At 40.5% G+C, this 17,650-nt stretch carries 24 protein-coding genes; 18 read left to right on the top strand and 6 right to left on the bottom strand.

Annotation, left to right across the window (positions count from 1 at the left end; translation table 11 throughout):
* Nucleotides 1-49: 49 nt before the first annotated feature.
* On the bottom strand, nt 50-739 hold the full coding sequence (locus FQ087_RS11020) for a lytic transglycosylase domain-containing protein (RefSeq protein WP_149580850.1): 690 nt from the start codon (nt 737-739) through the stop codon (nt 50-52).
* A gap of 156 nt (nt 740-895) precedes the next feature.
* On the opposite strand from FQ087_RS11020, the gene FQ087_RS11015 reads away from it, so the two are divergent.
* Genes FQ087_RS11015 through FQ087_RS11000 form a run of 4 tightly spaced genes read left to right on the top strand, consistent with a single transcriptional unit; the run spans nt 896 to nt 3,697 of the window.
* The gene (locus FQ087_RS11015) at nt 896-1,285 is read left to right on the top strand and encodes a UPF0738 family protein (protein ID WP_149580485.1); all 390 of its coding nucleotides are present in this window, start codon (nt 896-898) and stop codon (nt 1,283-1,285) included.
* Nucleotides 1,286-1,303: 18 nt separating this feature from the next.
* Nucleotides 1,304-1,978, top strand: a complete 675-nt coding sequence (gene yjbM, locus FQ087_RS11010; protein WP_149580484.1) for a GTP diphosphokinase — start codon at nt 1,304-1,306, stop codon at nt 1,976-1,978.
* Entirely contained in the window at nt 1,978-2,778 is an 801-nt protein-coding gene (locus FQ087_RS11005) for an NAD kinase (protein ID WP_149580848.1), read from the top strand. The genes yjbM and FQ087_RS11005 overlap by 1 nt, the downstream gene beginning before the upstream one ends.
* Nucleotides 2,750-3,697 (top strand): RluA family pseudouridine synthase, encoded by a 948-nt coding sequence (locus FQ087_RS11000; protein ID WP_188006702.1) that lies wholly within the window; start codon nt 2,750-2,752, stop codon nt 3,695-3,697. Before FQ087_RS11005 ends, FQ087_RS11000 begins: the two co-directional genes overlap by 29 nt.
* On the opposite strand, the gene prpE is transcribed toward FQ087_RS11000, so the two are convergent.
* Nucleotides 3,690-4,430 carry a bis(5'-nucleosyl)-tetraphosphatase PrpE gene (gene prpE / locus FQ087_RS10995; protein ID WP_149580483.1) on the bottom strand — a complete coding sequence of 247 codons (741 nt, stop codon included), beginning with the start codon at nt 4,428-4,430 and terminating at the stop codon, nt 3,690-3,692. The two genes, FQ087_RS11000 and prpE, sit on opposite strands and share 8 nt — an antisense overlap.
* Nucleotides 4,431-4,490: 60 nt before the next feature.
* Between prpE and mgtE the strand changes: the two genes are divergently transcribed.
* Both mgtE and FQ087_RS10985 read left to right on the top strand, forming a co-directional pair.
* Entirely contained in the window at nt 4,491-5,897 is a 1,407-nt protein-coding gene (gene mgtE, locus FQ087_RS10990; protein WP_188006701.1) for a magnesium transporter, read from the top strand.
* Nucleotides 5,898-5,967: 70 nt separating this feature from the next.
* Nucleotides 5,968-6,387, top strand: coding sequence for a hypothetical protein (locus FQ087_RS10985; protein WP_149580481.1), 420 nt, complete (start codon nt 5,968-5,970; stop codon nt 6,385-6,387).
* 777 nt (nt 6,388-7,164) lie between these two features.
* Here the strand turns inward: FQ087_RS10985 and FQ087_RS10980 are convergent.
* On the bottom strand, nt 7,165-7,701 hold the full coding sequence (locus tag FQ087_RS10980; protein WP_149580480.1) for a CotY/CotZ family spore coat protein: 537 nt from the start codon (nt 7,699-7,701) through the stop codon (nt 7,165-7,167).
* Between the two features lie 75 nt (nt 7,702-7,776).
* Here FQ087_RS10980 and FQ087_RS10975 point away from each other — a divergent pair, with 75 nt between their 5' ends.
* The 7 genes from FQ087_RS10975 (at nt 7,777) to FQ087_RS10945 (ending at nt 10,925) form a co-directional block, all read left to right on the top strand.
* A complete protein-coding gene (locus FQ087_RS10975) occupies nt 7,777-8,223 on the top strand; it encodes a hypothetical protein (RefSeq protein WP_149580479.1) in 447 nt (148 codons plus the stop codon).
* Nucleotides 8,223-8,678: a stage V sporulation protein AC gene (spoVAC, locus tag FQ087_RS10970; RefSeq protein ID WP_149580478.1), complete on the top strand. Its 456-nt coding sequence runs from the start codon at nt 8,223-8,225 to the stop codon at nt 8,676-8,678. The genes FQ087_RS10975 and spoVAC overlap by 1 nt, the downstream gene beginning before the upstream one ends.
* On the top strand, nt 8,672-9,673 hold the full coding sequence (locus FQ087_RS10965; protein WP_149580477.1) for a beta-ketoacyl-[acyl-carrier-protein] synthase family protein: 1,002 nt from the start codon (nt 8,672-8,674) through the stop codon (nt 9,671-9,673). The genes spoVAC and FQ087_RS10965 overlap by 7 nt, the downstream gene beginning before the upstream one ends.
* Nucleotides 9,674-9,682: 9 nt before the next feature.
* The gene (spoVAE, locus tag FQ087_RS10960) at nt 9,683-10,045 is read left to right on the top strand and encodes a stage V sporulation protein AE (RefSeq protein ID WP_149580476.1); all 363 of its coding nucleotides are present in this window, start codon (nt 9,683-9,685) and stop codon (nt 10,043-10,045) included.
* Between the two features lie 67 nt (nt 10,046-10,112).
* Nucleotides 10,113-10,265 carry a YjcZ family sporulation protein gene (locus FQ087_RS10955; RefSeq protein WP_149580475.1) on the top strand — a complete coding sequence of 51 codons (153 nt, stop codon included), beginning with the start codon at nt 10,113-10,115 and terminating at the stop codon, nt 10,263-10,265.
* A gap of 16 nt (nt 10,266-10,281) precedes the next feature.
* The gene (locus tag FQ087_RS10950; protein ID WP_149580474.1) at nt 10,282-10,536 is read left to right on the top strand and encodes a stage VI sporulation protein F; all 255 of its coding nucleotides are present in this window, start codon (nt 10,282-10,284) and stop codon (nt 10,534-10,536) included.
* A gap of 89 nt (nt 10,537-10,625) precedes the next feature.
* Entirely contained in the window at nt 10,626-10,925 is a 300-nt protein-coding gene (locus FQ087_RS10945; RefSeq protein WP_149580473.1) for a hypothetical protein, read from the top strand.
* Between the two features lie 52 nt (nt 10,926-10,977).
* Here the strand turns inward: FQ087_RS10945 and FQ087_RS10940 are convergent, their stop codons facing one another.
* The 3 genes from FQ087_RS10940 to FQ087_RS10930 form a co-directional block, all read right to left on the bottom strand.
* Nucleotides 10,978-11,412, bottom strand: a complete 435-nt coding sequence (locus tag FQ087_RS10940) for a GNAT family N-acetyltransferase (RefSeq protein ID WP_149580472.1) — start codon at nt 11,410-11,412, stop codon at nt 10,978-10,980.
* A gap of 3 nt (nt 11,413-11,415) precedes the next feature.
* Complete coding sequence (locus FQ087_RS10935; RefSeq protein ID WP_149580471.1) at nt 11,416-11,931, bottom strand: YjcG family protein; 516 nt, start codon at nt 11,929-11,931, stop codon at nt 11,416-11,418.
* An 85-nt stretch (nt 11,932-12,016) separates the two neighbouring features.
* The gene (locus FQ087_RS10930) at nt 12,017-12,739 is read right to left on the bottom strand and encodes an alpha/beta hydrolase (RefSeq protein ID WP_149580470.1); all 723 of its coding nucleotides are present in this window, start codon (nt 12,737-12,739) and stop codon (nt 12,017-12,019) included.
* A gap of 108 nt (nt 12,740-12,847) precedes the next feature.
* On the opposite strand from FQ087_RS10930, the gene FQ087_RS10925 reads away from it, so the two are divergent.
* The 5 genes from FQ087_RS10925 (at nt 12,848) to FQ087_RS23025 (ending at nt 17,640) form a co-directional block, all read left to right on the top strand.
* Nucleotides 12,848-13,432 carry a phosphatidylglycerophosphatase A family protein gene (locus FQ087_RS10925; RefSeq protein WP_149580469.1) on the top strand — a complete coding sequence of 195 codons (585 nt, stop codon included), beginning with the start codon at nt 12,848-12,850 and terminating at the stop codon, nt 13,430-13,432.
* Nucleotides 13,433-13,619: 187 nt separating this feature from the next.
* Nucleotides 13,620-14,615 carry a TAXI family TRAP transporter solute-binding subunit gene (locus tag FQ087_RS10920; RefSeq protein ID WP_149580468.1) on the top strand — a complete coding sequence of 332 codons (996 nt, stop codon included), beginning with the start codon at nt 13,620-13,622 and terminating at the stop codon, nt 14,613-14,615.
* A gap of 179 nt (nt 14,616-14,794) precedes the next feature.
* Complete coding sequence (locus tag FQ087_RS10915; protein ID WP_149580467.1) at nt 14,795-15,334, top strand: DUF1850 domain-containing protein; 540 nt, start codon at nt 14,795-14,797, stop codon at nt 15,332-15,334.
* Between the two features lie 34 nt (nt 15,335-15,368).
* Entirely contained in the window at nt 15,369-17,345 is a 1,977-nt protein-coding gene (locus FQ087_RS10910; RefSeq protein WP_255452298.1) for a TRAP transporter permease, read from the top strand.
* A gap of 160 nt (nt 17,346-17,505) precedes the next feature.
* Nucleotides 17,506-17,640, top strand: coding sequence for a hypothetical protein (locus tag FQ087_RS23025; RefSeq protein ID WP_255452224.1), 135 nt, complete (start codon nt 17,506-17,508; stop codon nt 17,638-17,640).
* Nucleotides 17,641-17,650: the final 10 nt, after the last annotated feature.

Raw genomic sequence — 17,650 nt, 5'->3', positions numbered from 1 at the left:
TCACAAATATATAGCTCTGTTAGTGAAATAGGACTCTAGATTATCAACTTTATGCATTGAAATAGCCGAGCACGTTTTTCACATATTGCTGTGTCTCTTTAAATGGGGGAATTCCGTCGTGTTTTTTCACGTTTCCAGGGCCGGCATTATAGGCAGCAAGAGCAAGTTCGGTATCACCATCAAATTGATTGAGCATTTGCCTTAAATACTTTGCTCCTCCCATGATATTCTGGACAGGGTCAAAACTATCTTTAACGCCAAGGAACTTAGCTGTTCCGGGCATCAGTTGCATAAGCCCTTGTGCACCTGCGTGGCTGACTACATTACTGTTGAAGTTCGATTCTTGTTTAATAACAGCAGAGATTAGTTTGTCGGGTAAGTTATATTTTTCTGCCGCTTGACTAATGATATTACTATAGCTCCCGTTACTAATAGATGTATCGGTTGTGGAAACAGGAGATTTTTCTAGTGCAGCGGAAATGATAGCATTTAGGCTAGAAGGTTCGAACACTCCGTTTCTTCCAACATAACGCAAGCTTTCTGTATTGTTGAGATTTCCAAGTAATGTGGCTGAAGCGGAAGATAAGGAATCCGTTATAGAAGTAGTACCTAACATCTCCTCTAAAATTGTGTTAAAGATGGATGGTGATGTGCTATTTTGTTCAGTTTGTGTTTGAACAGTACCGAGCGACTGCAAAGTATTTATTTCCATTAATGTACGAATTGTGCTTGTATCCATCACGATCTGTCCCTTCTGACGTCTAGCTATGGGTTAGTGAAATAATATCCTAAGTCTAGTATACCAATTAATGTGAGAAAACGCATTTCCTAAACTGCAAGGCCACGCTGCATATGGTAGAATGAACGTAATGACGCATGAAGGGAAGAAGAAATTGTGAACTTTCAAAATCGAATTGACAATGGTCTGCATAACGATGAACAAGTCCTCTTTTTATTAGCAGAAGGTGCGGTAAGACCACTGGGTATACCGTCTGGAAAGATGATTACGGATTCTGATAATTTTTCTTTTGTCTATCTTTTAGAACTAGAAGAAGGGTACCAGCAGCTTCATTTTACACAGGCAGTGTGGCCGCTTATGGTGGATACATTGACAATGGATGCAGATCCGATGCTTTCGTGGAAGGATGAAATAATTTTGCTTCCCGGATTCAAAGATGAGCTGACAATGCTTATTTATAATATTGAGGGTAACGATAATTACGGGGAAGCATTCTCCTCGGCAGTAGAGCAAGCATTCAGCTCGATACTTCAACATACGGAATAACAGCTGGGAGGGGTCCGGATGAGGCAGTGGAATCAATTTCTTGAACCTTATAAACAAGCGGTGGATGAATTGAAAGTGAAATTGAAAGGCTTGCGAACCCAGTATGAGTTGGAAAAAGTACATACGCCAGTTGAATTTGTGACGGGCAGGGTTAAGCCGCTCGCGAGTATTTATGACAAGACACTAGAAAAAGGTATTCCATTCGAACCATCGGCTGAACTTGCGGCCGAACTGCCTGATATTGCTGGCCTTCGCCTGATGTGCCAGTTTGTCGATGACATTAGTACTGTGGTGGAAACATTGCGACAACGAAATGACCTAGAAGTGATTGAAGAGCGCGATTATATTGCACATAATAAACCGAGTGGGTACAGGTCCTACCATTTAATTATTAAGTATCCCGTTCAGACGATTCATGGGGAGAAAACGATTTTTGCGGAGATTCAAATCCGAACGTTAGCGATGAATTTCTGGGCATCGATTGAGCACTCATTGAATTACAAATATGAAGGTGAAATGCCGGACGAAATCAGACATCGACTTGAGCGTGCAGCAGAGGCCGCCTTCCAGTTAGATGAAGAAATGTCGCAGATTCGCAATGAAATCCAGGATGCGCAACAATATTTCAGTGCATTCAAAGAAACGGCGACTAGACGCTACGGTGAGATAAATGGGAAAGGAGGAGAGAAATGATGAAATTTGCAATCCAGTCACGAAATGATGCATTATCCAACAAGCTTATGGATGAAGCGAAAGAATATTTGACAGATTTCGGACTTGAGTTCAATGAAGAAGAGCCAGACATAGTCCTGTCAATTGGGGGAGACGGTACATTACTCCACGCCTTTCATAAATATAAATACCGCTTGCAAGATACCGCATTTGTAGGAATCCATACAGGTCATCTAGGGTTTTATGCAGACTGGAAGCCAGCTGAAATTGAGAAGCTAGTCATTTCTATTGCCCGAAAAGAATTCGAAGTTTTCGAATACCCGCTTCTTGATGTTAAAATCAACTACCGAAATGATAGAGATAGCGCTCTGTACCTAGCGTTGAACGAATCGACAGTGAAATCTCCAGACGTGACTCTTGTCATGGATGTTGAATTGAATGGTAACCATTTTGAACGTTTTCGCGGTGACGGGTTATGTATGTCGACACCTTCTGGGTCCACTGCATATAATAAGGCACTGGGCGGAGCAATTATTCATCCATCTCTTCCGTCTATGCAGTTGACAGAAATGGCATCTATTAATAACCGGGTATTCCGGACAGTTGGCGCGCCGCTAGTACTGCCCGCGCATCATAAATGCGTGCTAACACCTGTAAAGGGACCTGATTTTATGGTAACAGTCGATCATTTGCAGCTGCTTCATAAAGATGTGAAGTCGATTGAATATCAAGTTTCAAAAGAAAAAGTTCGTTTTGGAAGGTTCAGACCGTTTCCGTTTTGGAGGCGTGTGCATGATTCATTCATTGACAGCGATGTCTAAAAGGGATGAGCTGGATCTTAGGTTTAGTCTCGTATTTAAGGTGGATGAAGGCGGCATTCTGCTACGCGAATTCCTGCATGCAAAAGGGATATCTAAAAGAACGCTAACTGCAACTAAATACGATGGTGGCGACATCCGTGTGAATGGCATTGAACGCAATGTGCGGCATCTATTACATTCAGGTGATGAAGTTAGCATTATTTTTCCACCAGAAGAGCCAAGCCCCGGTTTACTTCCCGAGTCTGGGCATTTAACTATTGTCTATGAAGATGAAGCACTAATCATCGTTAATAAGCCTGCTGGACAAAGTACGATCCCGTCGCGTGACCATCCAACCGGAACGATGGCGAATATCGTTGCTGGAAAGTTTGCTAAGGAACGACTTCCGGCCACAGTGCACGTCGTCACACGTCTCGATAAGGATACATCGGGTTTGATTTGTATTGCAAAAAACCGACATATTCATCATCTGCTTAGTGAACAGATGATGAAATTCGGTTTTCATCGACAATATATCGCATTTGTTGAAGGATATGTAGAAAAGGATCAAATCAGCATAGTGCAACCAATCGGCAGAAAAGATGGCAGCATTATCGAGCGAATTGTGCGCGAAGATGGGCAATTCGCTCGAACAGAGGTCGAAGTACTGCACCGCTCAGAAGTAGATGGCCTTCATTTAACAAAAATCGGGCTGATTCTTCATACGGGAAGGACGCATCAAATACGTGTCCATATGAGGTGGGTAGGCCATCCGCTGCATGGCGATGATTTGTATGGCGGCTCCCACGGATTGATTGGACGACAGGCGTTACACTGCGCAATGATTGGATTTTTGCATCCACTGACAAATGAAAAAGTTGAATTTAGATGTGATATTCCGCTCGATATGAAGCTTTTAACCAACACTGAAATCAATTAAAAATAGTGAATTTTTCTGGAACGAATGGTTGCAGAGATGGGACTGACATAATTTCCATTTCGGGATAGCGAAGAGCTGTAAGTTTGCCGCCAAATACGCAGCCTGTATCGACATTCGCTGTATTATTTACGAAACGTACTTCCGTTACTGGTGTATGGCCGTAGACTATGAAAGGGTCCCCTTTGTAATGTTTAGCCCAATCGCGTCTTAGAGGTCTTCCATCAGGTAATTTTTTGCCGGTAATATCTCCATAGAGAACGAAAACACGCATTTTTTCAGAAGGGGTCGCACCAATCATTTCTTCACGAATGCCCGCGTGTGCAATTATGAGATTACCATCATTAAGGGTATGATATAGCGGTAATGCCTCGTAAAAGTTACGGTATGTAGTCAAAAGACTTTTACGCTCATCTTTCGTTAAAGCATTTAGTTCGGCAACTGTCGTTTCGAGCCCGTGTGAGAGTTGGACCTGATTACCCTTGGCAAATCGGTACAATTTATTGCAATGATTTCCCGGGGAATAAATGAGTGTAGTTGCTTTTTGGAGTTTGAAAACCAGATTCAACATCTTAATGGAATCAGGTCCTCTGTCCATCGTATCACCGACAAATACAAGATTTCTCCCATCAGGATGTATAGGAATGCCTGTATTCATTAGGTAACCTAATTTATCAATCAAATTCAAGAATTCATCGTAACAACCGTGAATATCACCGATAATATCGAATTTCATATTTGTATCATCCTTTTTTTTTATGTGTATTAGTATATAATACCCTTAGTCACTTTTATAATGCACGATGAAATTAGAAAGGAAGGTGTAGCTGTGAACGAAAAAGAAGCAAATAAAGACGAAATCATTTTTGATGAAAACAAGTTAATTGAAACACTTATCCAGCAGGATATAAAATCTTTCCGGGATGAATACCTACTCCTTCATCCATATGACCGGGCGATTTTTTACGAAGAAGTTGGACCAGAACTCCGACAAACTATCTATCAATACTTATCACCAAAAGAACTTGCGGAAGTTTTCGAAACTAGTGAAATCAGCGACGATGAATATAAACAGTTCCTTCAGGAGATGGACACGACGTATGCAGCAGACATGATTTCGTTCATGTTCGTCGATAACGCGGTAGATGTCCTGAATGAACTCGACAAATCACAAGTTGTCAGTTATTTAACATTAATGAATAAAGAAGCGGCCGCAGAAATTAAAACCCTACTCGATTATGAAGAGTATACGGCAGGTTCAATTATGACGACGGAATATGTTACAATTCCGCAGAATTCGACAGTTCGTTCGGCTATGACGATTTTACGCAATGAAGCACCGAAAGCGGAAACCATTTATTATATATTTGTCGTTGACGACAATAATCGCCTGACAGGTGTTTTATCGCTACGTGATTTGATCATTGCACATGAAGATACGCTGATTAGTTCGATTATGAGTGAACGTGTCGTAAGTGTTCTCGTTTCAGAAGATCAGGAAGACGTTGCAAAGATGATTAAGGACTATAATTTCCTTGCCGTTCCGGTTGTCGATTTCCAACAGCATATACTTGGGATTATTACAGTAGATGATATTATCGATGTACTCGATGAAGAAGCATCAGATGACTATTCTAAACTTGCTGGGGTTTCCAATATGGATACATTCGACAAAAATTCATTCTCAGCAATGAAAAAAAGACTTCCATGGTTACTTATTCTGTTAGTACTTGGAATGCTTACTGCGAATTTGATAGATCTATTTACAGAAACCATTTCACAAGTGGCACTTTTGGCTGCGTTCATTCCTCTTATTGCAGGTACTGCCGGAAATAGCGGTACGCAAGCACTTGCTGTCGCGGTACGCGGTATTGCAACAGGAGATGTAGAGGAGGAAAGTAAATTTAAGTTACTTCTTCGCGAGGCTGGAACAGGACTTATGACTGGGTTTATCTGTGCACTATTTGTAGTTGGACTCATTTACGTGTGGAAAAATGAATTTATTATCGGACTTTTAGTAGGTGCAGCGATTTTTGTTTCGATTTTTGTCGCAACTATTTCCGGATCATTCATTCCGTTACTTATGCATAAGTTGAAAATAGACCCTGCTGTTGCGTCTGGTCCATTTATCACTACATTGAATGACGTTATTAGCGTTATTATTTATCTTGGTCTTGCAACGGTTTTCATCAGTGATCTTTAGATTACTGATGAAAACCGTTTTTCTTTATGAACACCTGAAAAATGGGCGCATATACTGTGATTGAAAGGATGTGCATATCATTTATCGAAATGAGCCGTTATTATTCGTCAATGGACCTCCTGTCTTTATTAAAGTTGTTGTTGCGGTAGAGGAAAGTACATCAGTTTTTATTTTGGACAGTGAATATCAAATTGAACAAGAAAAAGAGGAACAACTTACAGAACAGCTTATTGATGTTGAAACCTTACTAGAAACAAATTTAGCTATTCAGAGGAAAATCATTTATCTAAACAACTCTTTCCGTCGCATGGTCTATCAGCCACTTCAGTTCGTAATGGAAGGGGAAACTGTAACTGGAGCGATTGAGAAAATCGAAGAGAAAACAGTGTGGATTGATCTGACAGGAATGCATCAAGATTTAGTTGCTGTAGAAATGGGCAAGATTGAAGAGGTGTTATGGCGTGGCAAGCCGTTTGATGAAACTAAGTAAAAATGCCAGGCGGGAATTTCTCCGTCTGGCATTTTTATCATGATAAAGAATTACTTCTTTTTATTATCCAACAGTAACTAGTAAATAACTTGATCACCCCCTGGTGTTACTTGTATAGTTGTACTTTTGGATCACTCTGGATTGAATGACTTCTAGTACGATTACCGAGATGTCTGGATGTGTAGGGATGCGACTTTGTCGCATCCCTACACATTTTTTTCGGTAATCGTATGTTTGTCCTTCGTCCGTCGCGCTCCAAATGCATAATTGCACAGAGTGCTGAAGTTTTTTTGGACGAAAGAATAGCTGGTTTTTTACCTGGAGAAAAGCCGTCAAAGATGAAATTTTGGTGGCTGATGCTTTCTCTAAGGTTTTTTCTTATTTATTTTAAAGAAGTGTCACTTTCTATAAGGCATTACATGATTAGATGCATAATCTTTGCTAAAAGTAAGCAAGAGTCCCCGAAATTGCATCTTCGGGGACTTTCACTCTCCATAGAATATTATCTATTCTTTTCTTCCAAAACAACCGCATTTTTCACTTGAACATTGTAGGAACGCGACAGGCAACTAGCCACACGGGGTTCCTCAGTAAATCTGTCATGAATAGATAGCCGTGAGCGAGCCGAAAATGGACCAGTGAAAATAGAGGTTGTCAAACGCTTCTCAACAGTATTTTATGCAAATCAATGGTTAATCAACAGACGTGATAGATAATAGTTAAAACAACCCAACCGATTTAAACCGGTTGGGTTGTTTGGGCATTGCAGGGTATTAATTAATTTACGTCGCAAAAGTCGATAAACGTATCTTTAATACATTGGATTCCACAGAAACAAGTCAAGTCGACTGTGATACATGAGTCTGTCGCACCAAATTTTTCAACTTTACAGAGTTCTTCGAGATCCAACTTGCCGTTTTTAATAATGTCCACCGGATTATTGTGTTTGTCTAATGGTGCTAATACTTGTAATGTTGCGCAGCAGCTGTCAAAGACGTTTTGTACTCTAAAAAAGGTCGAGAAGCAATTGTGAAGGTAATGTTTTTTGCTTTCCGGACGGAACATAGCTTTGAAAGGATCACCATTCTCCGTCAATAGCATGAATACTCGTGTATTGACACGGTTACGTGCTGGGCTGGATATGCTACCAAGTGGAGCCATGAAACAATCTGTTTCACACTCTACACAGTCATCGTCAGTTCCCGCATCCTGTAAACGTTTGATGAACCTGACAACCTCACATACGCAGTCATCTCGGTGACGATTTTCTTGGTCACGAAAATCACTACTTTCTTCTCTTCTTCCACATCCCATTAATTCCACCTCCTTTTCTCAATTCTTTATACTTTATGCGACAAAGTTCGTAGTGTTAGGGCGCACAGCTGGATTATGAATAAAGTTAAGTATAAAAAGGCATACTGTATAAAAATGGAGGGGACGCATATCTGGAAACTTAGCCTTATGGTTTTCGCAGTTGTCTTACTATCCGGATGTACGGGTAACGGATTCCGGATTGACAACAATTCTAGCGAGGATCATCTGAAAGCCGAAGAAGTATTGATAAATGACAAACGTCTTACATCAGCGGTAACTGTTTTTCACAAAAAGGACTTGATAACAGTCGTTACACTAAAAACATTTTCACGTTTCAAAAAGGAGAAAATCGAAAACGAGATTAGTGACAAATTAGAAAATATTTACCCGGAGTTGGATGTAACCGTTTCAGCGGACAGTAAATTATGGATGGAAATGAACAAACTTATTGATATGGATGATAAAAAGGGGCATGAAAAAAAGATAGGCAAATTGAAATCACTTATAAAGGAAGAGACATAATGGATGAAAAAAAATATGCAAAGTTAGAAAAAGAAATTTCTCCTAAAACACCATTGATGCGAAATGTTATTTTTGCATTTTTGACAGGAGGAACGATTTGTTTAGTAGGTCAATTTGTGTCGCTGTTTTATATGACATTCTTTGATTTCACGGAACGGACAGCCAGTAATCCGACCGTAGCAACAATGATATTTTTTGCGATGCTGTTAACGGGTTTTGGATTATATAAGAAAATTGCTCAATTTGGAGGGGCTGGAAGTGCAGTTCCAATAACAGGTTTCGGCAATGCGGTCATTTCAGCGGCAATTGAACATAAGACAGAAGGGTATGTCCTTGGGGTTGGTGGAAATATGTTCAAGCTCGCGGGTTCGGTCATTCTTTTTGGCGTATTTTCAGCATTTGTAGTTGCACTCATTAAAACGATACTTGTAAAATTTGGTGTTATATCATGGTAGCGCGCGGCCTCCTGACATTTAAAACGACTCCATCCATTGTGGCAACAGGTGTTACAGTGGGTCCGTTAGAGAAGAAAAGTTTGTATGCCGATAAATTTGATAAAGTTTACGAGGATGAGCGCTGTGAAATGAAAACGAATGAACATGCTCACGCAAAAATGATGGAAGATGCGTGCATGATTGCGTTAAGCAAAGTGGATTCTGTGCCAAGCGACGCCGATTTCTTATTAATTGGTGACCTTATTAACCAGATGACACCCTCAAACTTTGCCGCTACAACGGTGGGAATTCCGTATATTGGCCTGTTTTCCGCTTGTGCAACGTCAGTATCTTCACTCTTAATGGCAGCGTTGCTGACCGAAATGGGTATGTCGAAATGCGCTATTGCGGGGGCATCTAGTCAGCATAATGCAGTTGAACGACAATTTCGATATCCAAACGAGTATGGTGCACAAAAACCTGAAACTGCTCAATGGACCGTCACAGCAGCGGGGGTAGCAGCTGTTACACCTTATAAAAAAGGGTTTCCTTCTATAGAGTGTGGAACAATCGGATGTGTAATAGATCTAGGAATGACCGATCCACTAAATATGGGGGCGGCGATGGCACCGGCAGCGGCAGATACGCTTATCCGCCATCTAAAAGGTCACAACAAAGACGTGAAAGACTATGATGTGATCATGACAGGTGACCTTGGGAAAACTGGTTTTGAGTTATATAAAACACTTGTAGGCAATCAAGGTATTGACGTGACAAAAAAATTTAGGGATGCAGGCAAAGAGTTTTACGGTGCTGATGCAGCTTTTTTATCCGGTGCAAGTGGCGCAGGTTGTTCTGCCGCCATTTTCTTAACGGAAGTAATTGAAAAAATGAGGGCGGGTGAATATAAACGGGTCCTTCTAATTGCGACGGGCGCGCTATTATCTCCGTTATCATTTCAACAAGGTGATACGATTCCGTGCATTGCGCATGCAATCGAATTAACAATGAAATGAGTGTGGATTATGGTGTCGATTTTCATTACAGCATTTATTGTAGGGGGTCTCATTTGTGTTGTGGGACAACTGTTGTTTGACGTAGCAAAACTGACACCTGCGCATACATTGTGCATTTTGGTCGTTACAGGTTCAGTGTTAGACGGCTTGGGGTTATATGAGCCATTAATCGATTTTGCTGGAGCCGGTGCAACGATACCAATTACTTCTTTCGGTAATGCCCTGACGCACGGCGCAATGGCGGAAGCTGAAAAACACGGCCTGATTGGTGTTGTCACAGGGATGTTTGAAGTGACAAGTTCTGGAATTAGTTCAGCGATTCTATTTGGATTCATTGCATCTGTTATTTTTAAATCGAAAGGAAAGGTTTAATAGTCATGCGCCCTCTTCCTTCTTCATGTGTCCGCATAGGATACGAAGAAAGGAAGGGGGTATTATTATGTTTGGAGGATGTAATCCTTATGGTGGCGGATTTGGCGGAGGATGCGGCGGTTGTGAACCGGAAAGATCGAGTTATGGCGGTTCGACATTCGTACTAATTGTTGTACTCTTCATCTTGCTCATTATTGTGGGCCGCAGTTTTTGTGTATAAGGAGGGGGGAAATTAGATGAATGATTCATTTTTCCGGAAAATCGAATCAAAAACAGGCGTCCCGATGGAAGAAGTTTTTGCGCTTGCAAATGCAATCCAATATGCGGATTTCAATGACGAACGGCAAGTGAGAAAAATTATACGTAAAGTCGGGAAACTCGCGAAAAAAGAAGTACCTCAGCAGACAGAAGATGAGCTTGTTAATTCTATTGTTAAGAATGGCAAAGCAGTAAATATTAAAGATATACAAGATATGATTGGCAGACAATAAATTAATTTTACAGAAAAGTAGAATAGTAGGTTTAACATAACCTACTTATGGATATAGTAAAAGTAATAACGTAGATGGAGGTGTTTACAATGGGCTACCTGTTACCAATTCAACCAATCCAATCTCAAATGTATGCAAATCGATTGAATTTGGAAGCTTATAATTTTGCAAATATCGATCGAGTGAACAAAGCTGATTTAAATCCAGACTTTTTGGATGATTTTAAGGAGTTCTCGCAACAAGAACGAGAAAAGAACGAAGATGAAGGTGAGTCCATTGTAATTGCTCCTTCGACATATCAAGGATATATCTACCCTAATCCAGTTAATTTATCACCAGTGATCGCTCAAGTAGTGGGGAAAGGTATCGTGGTTAATGCTTACGTTTAACTGAAAATAAGAAAAAGGTTCGCATTGCTTTTAGAAGCAATGCGAACCTTTTTTAAACTATTATAACTTTTTCCATTGCACGATGTGGGATATCCGCATCCATAAACTCCGGAGAGGTAATGACATAACCTAATTTTTCATAGAAATGAATTGCATGTACTTGGGCATTCAATATGACTTTTTTCATGCCTGCTGCTGTCGCATGTTCTTCAAGTGCGTGCATAATAAGGTTTCCCAGGTGTTTCCCTCGGTACTCTCCCAACACACAGACCCGTTCAACTTTTCCTATTCCATCACTTGTTTCTCTGATTCGGCCTGCACCAATCGGAGATTCAGATGAGTAGATTACGAAATGCGCTGCAGTTTTATCGTAATGATCCAGCTCAAGTTCGAGTGGGACTCCTTGTTCTTCCACGAACACTTTCCTTCTGACAGAAAATGCATCTTCTTGTTCAAGGTCAGAAGTTGCGATTCTTACTTCGAACAATGTTCAGTTAACCTCGTCAAGACGGAATGTTTCATATACTGTCCATGAACCGTCTTCAAGCTGATAAGTGAGGTGCAAACGGTCAATTGTTTCAGTATGATCGACACCAATCATTTTCAGTTGACCAATGATATCATCGTGTTCGCCAGAAGAAAGCTTTTGAGCAATCGTCACGTGGGGAACGAAAGCAAATTCTGGTTTTTCACCGAAGAAATCGTTGTTCAAATCTTTATGCAGAGCAGCTAATTCATCGTTTAGAACAGCTTTAAAGTAAATTGTATTCGTGATTGGAGCGAATGTGCCTACTTTCGATACGCTTAGTTCAAACGGACCGTGTTTTTTTGTTATTTCTTTAATTGCTTTTGCAACTTGTTCGATTTCTTGATCATTCGCTTCAAAAACACCTTTAAGCGTCAAATGTGGAGTAATGAGTGCATAATGCGGGTCGTATCTTTTCCTATAAGCGTTCGCCAAATCTTGAAGTTTCTTAGATGGGAATGCAACAATACCAAATTTCATAATAAAGACCTCCTCGAATAATTGTAATATGCTTGATATATTTGATTATAGCAGAATAGCCAGAAATATGTCCGTTTTGTCTGCTTTAATGACCAAAGACCATTTGAATCGCGCGGCGAACATCGGGCTGCCAATGCTTCCAGGTATGGTCTCCATCGAATTCATCATAGAAATAAGGGAAACCTTTTCTTTCAATCAATTCGTTTAATGTACGGTTTGGTGTAAGGAAGTCTTGAAAACCATCAAGATGTGTATTAACTTGGGTTTCTTCCTTCCCAATCACATGATATATCGAAAAACAGGAAGGGTCTTGTACAGCTTCCACATTTTCAAGCACTAAATCATTGACATAAGGGGAATGCATAATCACTTTACCGAATATATTGGGATACTTGGATGCAGTTAGAAGAGAAATCGTCGCTGCCAAGGAATCGCCAATAAGAGCCCTACCTGCCCCAACTTGATAAGTTGGGTAATTGTCGTCAATATAAGGTACTAGTTCATGTGCTAGGAAGCGGGTATAGGCTTCGCGTCGGTCACCATCCGGATGATACATGAGCCTTCGTTCTTTAACACTCTTATAAGGAACACCAACTACTATGACGTTTTCAATTTCTTCGGCGTCAATCAACTCGTCAACGACCCGTCCTAAACGCCCAAACTGGAAATAGTCTTTTCCATCCGATGCAATCAGAACCGAATATTTATAGAGAGGAGAAAAGTTGTGTGGTAAGTGAATGAGTAGCTGCATTTCCTCGTCAAGTGCTTTACTGTAAATTGTAATATCCTCTATTTTTCCATATTTCACTCTAGGTGCCTCCTTAAATTGCGTGTATATTGAAATTGTATCATAACGTAAAGGTCAGGTATAATAGTTGTGTTTTGTTTATATACTAAATATAAAGGGGTTGGCAAGATGCATGATGATTCAAAAATTGTACATTCAAAAGTAGTAACTGATGCGACGAAAGCGGCTTTGAAACGGCGGGGTGTGACGTTGGAAGCAATCGCTGAAATCGTCTATGATCTACAATATCCGTATAATAATGGTCTAACAATGGCCCACTGCATTGAATCTATTGAAGGTGTACTTCGGAAAAGGGAGCTTCAGCATGCGATTCTTGTGGGAATAGAATTAGATGAGCTGGCAGAACAGGGGAAGCTGTCTGCGCCATTACAACAAATTGTTGAGTCTGACGAAGGTTTATTTGGGGTTGATGAAACAATAGCACTTGGTGCCGTGTTTACATATGGCTCCATTGCAGTAACGACATTCGGGCATCTCGATAAAAATAAAATGGGCATCATAAGTGATCTCGATACTAAAAAAGGTCAAGCCATCCATACGTTTTTAGATGACCTCGTTGCTAGTATTGCTGCTTGTGCAGCTTCAAGAATTGCACATAGAACGCGCGATCTTCACGAAGCGGGTGAAACATTTGAAGATATTACACCCGAGGAAACGATGCCTGAAACGAAAGTGAAAGGTGCAAAAATTTAATTGAGTATTTTTTTCACTAGCCGAAAGGGTTTTCCTTTCGGTTTTTTTGAAAGTAATGAGATGAATTCTGGGAATACCTACTAAATATTGAAGTGATATAGTTGATTGTAAAGATTATTGGTAAAATTGTTATTATTCATGGTAAGATATATTTTAGAATTATTATATTAATAGGGAGGGATTTTGAATGAAGAAAAAACAATTACGTCTGTTTGCATTTATTACCATGATTGCATTACTAGTGCTATCAGCATGTAACTCAGGAGATTCAGGGACTTCGGAGAAAGATGCTGACGCTGGTAAGAGTAAAGAAGATTACGATTTTCTTAGTATTTTAACTGGGGGAACGGGGGGGACTTACTATCCTCTTGGGGGATCGTTCGCTGATTATATTACAGATGCGACAGGCGTTAAGACAACGGCTGAAGTATCACAAGCATCTGCCGCGAATATGACATCGCTTCAAGATGGTAAGGCTGACATTGCATTCGTACAAACAGATATCGCTTACTATGCTTCAAAAGGTGAGCTTATGTTTGACGGTGAAGTAATTGATAGTGTCTCAGCTATTGGCGCATTATACCCGGAAACTGTTCAATTAATCACACTTGAAAAAAACGGAATTAAAAATTTCGAAGATTTGAAAGGGAAGAAAGTTTCGGTAGGTGCACCAGGCTCTGGTACGTACGCCAACGCGGAACAACTTCTAGAAATTCATGGACTTACAATGGATGATATTAAGCCACAAAGTCTCGACTTTAGTGAATCACAAGAGAGTTTACAAGCTGGACAAATCGACGCTGCATTTATAACAGCTGGGACGCCAACAGGAGCGGTTGAAGGTTTGAATGCAGTTGCTTCCGTACTTGTTGTTCCGGTTGAAGATGCAAAAGCTGACGAATTAATTGAAAAGTATCCTTACTACGCAAAAGAAATTATACCTTCAGGCACATACGGAATGGCAACAGAAACACCGGCAGTTTCAGTTGGAGCTATGCTTGTTATCCAAAATGAAATTCCAGAAGATCTTGGCTATGAAATTACAAAAGCAATTTACGATAATGCGTCTAAACTTCAACATGCAAAAGGGAAATTGATCAAAGCTGAAAAGGGCCTCGATGGAATCGGAATTCCGGTTCACCCTGGAGCTCAGAAGTATTTTGATGAAGTAAATAAAAAATAAGTTGTGATTAAGCGGGGCGGTTAAGCGTTATTAAGCTTTACTCGCCCTATTTTATTTTTCATTAACGGGCAGTAAGTCCCCCTTCAAGTCTTCGGGGACAGGAGAAGACTTGAAGGGGGGACTGTCAGTTAAAAGCCCGAATGGTTAATCAAGGGGGAAGAAAAGGAAGGAAGAGGTAGATGAAACTGAAAATTGCCGCTCCTCTAATTTTCTTTTTTATATGCACAGTACTTTTCGCTTTTTTTATTCCGGCAAAATGGGTATTTACATTCATCGAACATCGAGTGGAGAGCCCAAAAGTTTATTATCTCCCTTTAAAAGAGGACAACAAATTTCAAATCAGGTATGTTCATTCCATCCATTTGACCGATGTCATTGAATCATATGAAGTGACTGCCAATCAAAAAATCCGTCTGCTATCGATGCAATACGAGAATCTCGCAATTGGTTTACCAGGCTATGCGGAAGAAGGGGAGACCTTTGCTGTGCAGGACGGCGTATATACTCTTACATATGAGGATAATGTTATTGATTCATACGTCATGTTGATAGGCGATGTAGATGCAGCATTGGATTTTCGATACTTAGGAAAAGAATTAGACTTGAAAAAACAATTGGTGAGGGGGAAATCGTACACATTTTGTGTACAGAAACTATCCTTCTATCAAATGCTGAAAGGAGTTAATATGAATGGGAAAAGAAACAAAGCGCAATCGTGATCTAGAACTGAAAGCACAAACAGAAGAGTATAAAATGCTATCAGAAGAAGAACAACTGGAAATACTTCAGAAGTATGACCCAGAATCGAATACACGTGATGTAACGGGCATATTTAAGAAAATTGTGTTTTTTGGTTTGCTAGCATTTTCCATATTTCAATTGTATACAGCGATTGGAACCCCCTTTACTGCATACATTCAGCGTTCAATTCACTTAGGATTTGCATTATCTTTAATCTTTATTCTGTTTCCAGCTAAGAAGAAAATTAAAGGCGAACGAAATAAGGTTCCGTTTTACGACATGATTTTGGCGCTTCTTGCTATTGGGGTTGGACTTTATTGGCCACTTCTCATTGGTGATCTTGTCTTACGTGTTGGTCGTGTATCGACGCTTGATATGATCGTTGGGGTTCTAGCTATACTTTTGACAATGGAAGCCGCAAGACGTGCGGTGGGAATGCCAATTACAATAATTTCAGCAACATTTTTGGTCTATGCATTTTTTGGGCCGCATTTTCCAGGATTCCTTGCACACCGTGGCCAAGATCTGAAAAGTGTTGTTCAATTGATGTTTTTCACGACGGATGGAATTTTAGGAACACCAATTAGTGTATCTTCCACATTCATTTTCGTGTTCCTATTATTCGGAGCATTCCTTATCAAAACAGGGGTAGGAGCTTACTTTAACGATCTTGCGGTTGTTTTGGCAGGCCGTTTAGTCGGGGGACCAGCTAAAGTTGCAATTTTCTCGAGTGCTTTACAAGGGACAATTTCGGGAAGTTCGGTTGCAAACGTTGTTGGTTCAGGTTCATATACAATCCCGATGATGAAAAAACTTGGTTATAAAAAAGAGTTTGCCGGTGGGGTTGAAGCGGCAGCGTCGACAGGTGGTCAAATTATGCCACCAATTATGGGGGCAGCTGCATTCCTTATGGTTGAATTCATAGGAGGTGTTACGTACTGGCAAATTGCAAAAGCCGCAGCTATTCCAGCTCTGCTTTATTTCACGGGAGTTTGGATTATGACACACTTTGAAGCGAAACGTGTAGGTCTGAAAGGAATGACTGAAGACCAAATTCCTGACCGTAAAAATACATTAAAGAAAATTTATTTACTCTTACCGATTATCGGTATTATCGTCTTTTTATTAATTGGTATTCCTACGATGAAAGCAGCACTGTTGGGAATCGTCTTAACAATTATCGTTAGTGCATTCGATAAGTCAACGCGTCTTGGTTTCAAAGATATTATTGAAGCGCTAGTTGATGGTGCACGTTCAGCGCTTGGCGTTGCGGCAGCGACAGCGTGTGCGGGTATTATTGTAGGTGTTGTTGTGAAGACTGGTTTAGGCCTAAGCCTTGCAACTGGACTGATTTCGGCTGCAGGTGGAAACATCTTTCTTACGCTGTTCTTCACAATGATTGCTGCAATCGTGTTGGGTATGGGTTCACCGACAACCGCGAACTATGTCATAACGTCAACAATTGCTGCTCCTGCAATCATCACGCTTCTTATGCTTGATACACCAGGGGCTGCTGTTCCACTCGTCGTTGCTATTTCGGCGCATCTATTTGTATTCTATTTTGGTATTATTGCAGATATCACACCACCTGTTGCACTTGCAGCATTCGCAGCTGCTGGTATTTCAGGCGGAGATCCTATAAAGACAGGTGTCGTCTCTGCGAAACTCGCTGTTGCGGCATTTATCATTCCGTACATGTTTGTATTCAATCCGGCGATGCTCATGATGGGTGCCTCTGTCCCAGAGATTTTGTGGGTCGTTTTTACCGCCATTATCGGGATGATTGCGATTGGTGCTGGAATAATTGGCTTCTGGTATCGAAAATGTAATTGGATTGAGCGCTTATTTGCATTAGCAACAGGAATGCTTCTCATTTTCCCAGAGACTATCACTGACATTATCGGACTGGTTATGTTTGTTTCTATAGTAACTTTACAGTGGATGACAAGAGAGAAAGATGATGACAACAAAAAGATTGCTGTAGCTTAATAGAGTATGAAAGTCCCTTCGCTGTAAATTTTAGGCGAAGGGATTTTTGTGATTGGGATTTGTGTCGACCAATCGTATCCCGTTCTTTACTCTTAATCGATTGTATGCACACGATTATTAGGAGATATATGGTAAATGATTCGAGGATGTAGATAGGATTATGGAGGAGAATTATCAAAATACGTACTTTTACACGGTATTCGAAATCCAAAAGGGGTTTAACATTGGTTATAGCTTGCAATCGACTTACGTAAAAAAAGCTACAACAGGTCTTATCGAAGCCGTGGGTAGCTGATGCTTGTAAA

Source organism: Sporosarcina sp. ANT_H38, from assembly GCF_008369195.1.
Taxonomy (GTDB): Bacteria; Bacillota; Bacilli; order Bacillales_A; family Planococcaceae; genus Sporosarcina.
The sequence above is the reverse complement of the archived record's forward strand: the minus strand, read 5'-3'. Positions and strand labels throughout refer to the sequence as shown.

Excerpts from the sequence above, each read along its gene's own strand:
- FQ087_RS10935 (WP_149580471.1), bottom strand. The coding sequence starts at position 11,931 with ATGAAATTTGGTATTGTTGCATTCCCATCTAAGAAACTTCAAGATTTG.
- FQ087_RS10910 (WP_255452298.1), top strand. The coding sequence starts at position 15,369 with ATGCTATCAGAAGAAGAACAACTGGAAATACTTCAGAAGTATGACCCA.
- FQ087_RS11000 (WP_188006702.1), top strand. The coding sequence starts at position 2,750 with ATGATTCATTCATTGACAGCGATGTCTAAAAGGGATGAGCTGGATCTT.
- FQ087_RS10920 (WP_149580468.1), top strand. The coding sequence starts at position 13,620 with ATGAAGAAAAAACAATTACGTCTGTTTGCATTTATTACCATGATTGCA.
- FQ087_RS10975 (WP_149580479.1), top strand. The coding sequence starts at position 7,777 with ATGAATAAAGTTAAGTATAAAAAGGCATACTGTATAAAAATGGAGGGG.
- FQ087_RS10950 (WP_149580474.1), top strand. The coding sequence starts at position 10,282 with ATGAATGATTCATTTTTCCGGAAAATCGAATCAAAAACAGGCGTCCCG.
- FQ087_RS10925 (WP_149580469.1), top strand. The coding sequence starts at position 12,848 with ATGCATGATGATTCAAAAATTGTACATTCAAAAGTAGTAACTGATGCG.
- FQ087_RS10955 (WP_149580475.1), top strand. The coding sequence starts at position 10,113 with ATGTTTGGAGGATGTAATCCTTATGGTGGCGGATTTGGCGGAGGATGC.
- mgtE (WP_188006701.1), top strand. The coding sequence starts at position 4,491 with ATGCACGATGAAATTAGAAAGGAAGGTGTAGCTGTGAACGAAAAAGAA.
- spoVAC (WP_149580478.1), top strand. The coding sequence starts at position 8,223 with ATGGATGAAAAAAAATATGCAAAGTTAGAAAAAGAAATTTCTCCTAAA.
- FQ087_RS23025 (WP_255452224.1), top strand. The coding sequence starts at position 17,506 with ATGGAGGAGAATTATCAAAATACGTACTTTTACACGGTATTCGAAATC.
- prpE (WP_149580483.1), bottom strand. The coding sequence starts at position 4,430 with ATGAAATTCGATATTATCGGTGATATTCACGGTTGTTACGATGAATTC.
- FQ087_RS10980 (WP_149580480.1), bottom strand. The coding sequence starts at position 7,701 with ATGGGATGTGGAAGAAGAGAAGAAAGTAGTGATTTTCGTGACCAAGAA.
- FQ087_RS10945 (WP_149580473.1), top strand. The coding sequence starts at position 10,626 with ATGGGCTACCTGTTACCAATTCAACCAATCCAATCTCAAATGTATGCA.
- FQ087_RS10965 (WP_149580477.1), top strand. The coding sequence starts at position 8,672 with ATGGTAGCGCGCGGCCTCCTGACATTTAAAACGACTCCATCCATTGTG.
- spoVAE (WP_149580476.1), top strand. The coding sequence starts at position 9,683 with ATGGTGTCGATTTTCATTACAGCATTTATTGTAGGGGGTCTCATTTGT.
- FQ087_RS11020 (WP_149580850.1), bottom strand. The coding sequence starts at position 739 with ATGGATACAAGCACAATTCGTACATTAATGGAAATAAATACTTTGCAG.
- yjbM (WP_149580484.1), top strand. The coding sequence starts at position 1,304 with ATGAGGCAGTGGAATCAATTTCTTGAACCTTATAAACAAGCGGTGGAT.
- FQ087_RS10915 (WP_149580467.1), top strand. The coding sequence starts at position 14,795 with ATGAAACTGAAAATTGCCGCTCCTCTAATTTTCTTTTTTATATGCACA.
- FQ087_RS11005 (WP_149580848.1), top strand. The coding sequence starts at position 1,978 with ATGAAATTTGCAATCCAGTCACGAAATGATGCATTATCCAACAAGCTT.